The organism is Streptomyces sp. SID14478 (genome assembly GCF_010548525.1).
GTDB lineage: Bacteria > Actinomycetota > Actinomycetes > Streptomycetales > Streptomycetaceae > Streptomyces.
The window spans coordinates 1-2,719 of sequence record NZ_JAAGMG010000270.1 but is presented as its reverse complement, the minus strand read 5'-3'; the positions used below and the strand labels follow the sequence as shown (position 1 = coordinate 2,719).

The following is a 2,719-nucleotide window of genomic DNA, read 5'->3' as shown; positions in this document are numbered from 1 at the left end:
GCCAGGAGTTGCCAGGTGCCTGACCCGGTGCGGGCGGCCAAGCGCTCCTGGGCGACCGCGGCGGCGGCGTAGGCGACCGCGGAGACGAGCGAGAGCGCCACGGCGAGCAGGGTCGCGGTCATCAGCGGGCTCCGCTCGTGACGAGCTGCGGCGCGGTGGCCGCCGAGGTGGACCCGGGTGTCGCGGAGACCTGGACCGGTATCCGGAGGGACGCGTGCTCCAGCACGTCCGGGGCGGACAGCGAGTCCGGCGGAGTACGGAACGCGACCGCGGGCGACCACGGCGCGGGCAGCAGGGAGGTGTCCCGGGGTTCGGTGGCGTACGCCGGGTGCGCGGGGGCGGGCAGCAGGTGGCGCCGGATGCGGGCCGCGCCCACCGTCCGGGGCATCCGGATCACCGCGAGCGCGCCGCCGAGCAGCGCCGTGGCCACGAGTGCGTCGAGCCAGTAGTGGTTCGCCGTGCCGACGACCACGAGCAGGGTGAGCAGCGGGTGCAGCAGCCACAGCCAGCGCCACCGCGACCTCGTGGCGACGATCAGGCCGATGGCGACCATCAGCGCCCAGCCGAAGTGCAGCGACGGCATGGCCGCGAACTGGTTGGCCATCGTGTCGGTGGAGGGCTTCGCGGAGTAGACCGAGGGGCCGTAGACCTGGGCGGTGTCGACGAGGTGCGCCGCCCGCAGCATCCGCGGCGGCGCGAGCGGGAACGACAGGTGCAGGACCAGGGCCGCGGCCGTCAGCGCGGCGAGCACCCGCCGCGTCCACACGTAGTGGCGCGGGCGGCGCAGGTACAGGAAGACGAGGAGGGCGAGCGTCGCCGGGAAGTGCACGGTCGCGTAGTAGGTGTTGGCGACGTGCACGAGGGTGTCGCTGTCCAGCAGGACGCCCTGGACCGCGCCCTCGGAGGGCAGGTGGACGGCCCGCTCGAAGCTCCACACGTGGCCGGCGTTGCGGAACGCCTCGGCGGTGTGGCCGTTGGCCAGCTGTCGGCCGAACTTGTAGACGAGGAAGAGTCCTACGACCAGCAGGAGCTCGCGGACCAGGGGCGGTCGGGCAGCTCGACTGTCCGTCTCCGGTTCGGCAGGCTCGGTAAGGGAATTCATCCCCCGGCCCCTTTTCATGACGACTGGGTGGTGCGTGATGTTTCTGCGTGCGCTTGTGGCGCGTCGATGAACGCGGCGGACGATCCCGCTCCGCACTCATCGATACGCCAGTGTACCGAAACGATGGCGTACCGATACACTGGCGTATCGATAGCGAGTGTGATCTCATCGACACACCACGGGAGCGAGGAGTTGAGCCGGTCATGGCGACGCGAGCAGAGGGCACCGCGACACCGCAGATCCCCACGCGCCGTTCCAAGATCACTCCCGAGCGGGCGCAGGAGTTCTACGACGCGGTCCTCGACCAGCTGCGCCGGCTCGGCTACGACGCCGTCACCATGGAGGGCGTCGCCTCCCAGGCCTGCTGCAGCAAGTCCACGCTGTACCGGCAGTGGAAGACGAAGCCCCAGCTCGTGGCCGCCGCGCTGCGGGCCGGACGCTGCACGAAGTTCTCCGCGGCCGACACGGGTACGCTCGCGGGAGACCTCGTCGCCGCCGCGCGCAACGCGGCGTCGCAGGCGTTGCCCGACGCCGCGCTGATGCAGGCCCTCGGGCATGCCGTGCGCCAGGACGGCGAGCTGCAGGGCGCGTTGCGCGAGGCGCTGATCGAGCCCGAGCTCACATCACTTGACGTGATGGTGGAGCGGGCCGTGGCCCGCGGCGAGATCGCCGCCGACCATCCCGCTCTGCCCTACTTGGCGGCGCAGCTCTTCGGAGTGATGCGCAGCCGCCCCTTCCTGGAAGGGCGCGAAGCCGACGCCGACTACCTGGTCGGCTTCGTCGAGAGCGTGCTGATTCCGGGACTCGGCCTGACCACTGAGGATCAGGCCACCTGAACGGGAGGCCGCCGGTCGCAGGGATGACCGACCGGCGGTCTGCCTGCGCCGCACCGTGGGGACGGGGGCGGCGCACACCCCCGGGCCGGGTGGGTTCCTCCAATGAGCGGAGGGGGACCCACCCGGCCCCAGGGGACCCTCCTTGCGCGCCGCCGGCTCAGGCGTCCTGGCCGTTGCCGCCCCCGCCGCCGGTGACCTCGGCCTTCTTGATGCCCTTGACGAGCTTGTCGATCGCCGTGTCGTCGGGGCCCGCCGCCTTCTCCTTGGCGGTGGTCGGGATGTCGACGCCGATGCGGACGACGACCAGCGTCTTGGGGTCGGTCGGCGACGGGAACGCGACCGACTCCACCCAGGCGTCGATCCTCGACTTGGTGTCCACGTTCCAGCGGACCCGGTAGCCCTGCTGTCCGGCGACCGTGACCTTCCGCGACAGCAGTTCGTCGTGCTGCAGGATGCCGCCGTAGACCTTGCCGCCGTAGGACGCCTTCGCGTTCTTGGCGATGTCCTCCTTCGCCGCGGCCTCGGCGGTCGTCGCGTCCAGCTTCAGTTCCTTGGCCGACGAGGTGGACGCGCCGCCCTTCACGCAGGTCTGCTGCACGTCGTCGGGGCACTTGTACGGCCCCGTCTGCACCCCGGCGACGCCCGCGCCGTCGTTGCCCGTCCAGCTGTCGAGGACCGGCAGGGCGACGCCGTTGAGGACGTCCGTGGCGAAGCCCTCGTCGAGCGGGGCCTGCGGGGACGAGGGCGTCTCGGGGGAGTCGCTGCCGCCGCCCTCGCCGCC

The 2,719-nt window shown here is 71.8% G+C and carries 3 protein-coding genes; 1 reads left to right on the top strand and 2 read right to left on the bottom strand.

The annotated features are described in order from the left end of the window. Nucleotides 1–121: 121 nt before the first annotated feature. Nucleotides 122–1,102: a phosphatase PAP2 family protein gene (locus tag G3I40_RS09495; protein WP_239091633.1), complete on the bottom strand. Its 981-nt coding sequence runs from the start codon at nucleotides 1,100–1,102 to the stop codon at nucleotides 122–124. A gap of 203 nt (nucleotides 1,103–1,305) precedes the next feature. On the opposite strand from G3I40_RS09495, the gene G3I40_RS09490 reads away from it, so the two are divergent. Then, on the top strand, nucleotides 1,306–1,938 hold the full coding sequence (locus G3I40_RS09490; RefSeq protein WP_164301717.1) for a TetR/AcrR family transcriptional regulator: 633 nt from the start codon (nucleotides 1,306–1,308) through the stop codon (nucleotides 1,936–1,938). A 157-nt stretch (nucleotides 1,939–2,095) separates the two neighbouring features. Here G3I40_RS09490 and G3I40_RS09485 read toward each other — a convergent pair. Next, nucleotides 2,096–2,719, bottom strand: a 624-nt coding sequence (locus tag G3I40_RS09485; protein ID WP_164301716.1) for a hypothetical protein, incomplete at its 5' end; no start/stop codon positions are given.

Excerpts from the sequence above, each read along its gene's own strand:
- G3I40_RS09495 (WP_239091633.1), bottom strand. The coding sequence starts at position 1,102 with ATGAATTCCCTTACCGAGCCTGCCGAACCGGAGACGGACAGTCGAGCT.
- G3I40_RS09490 (WP_164301717.1), top strand. The coding sequence starts at position 1,306 with ATGGCGACGCGAGCAGAGGGCACCGCGACACCGCAGATCCCCACGCGC.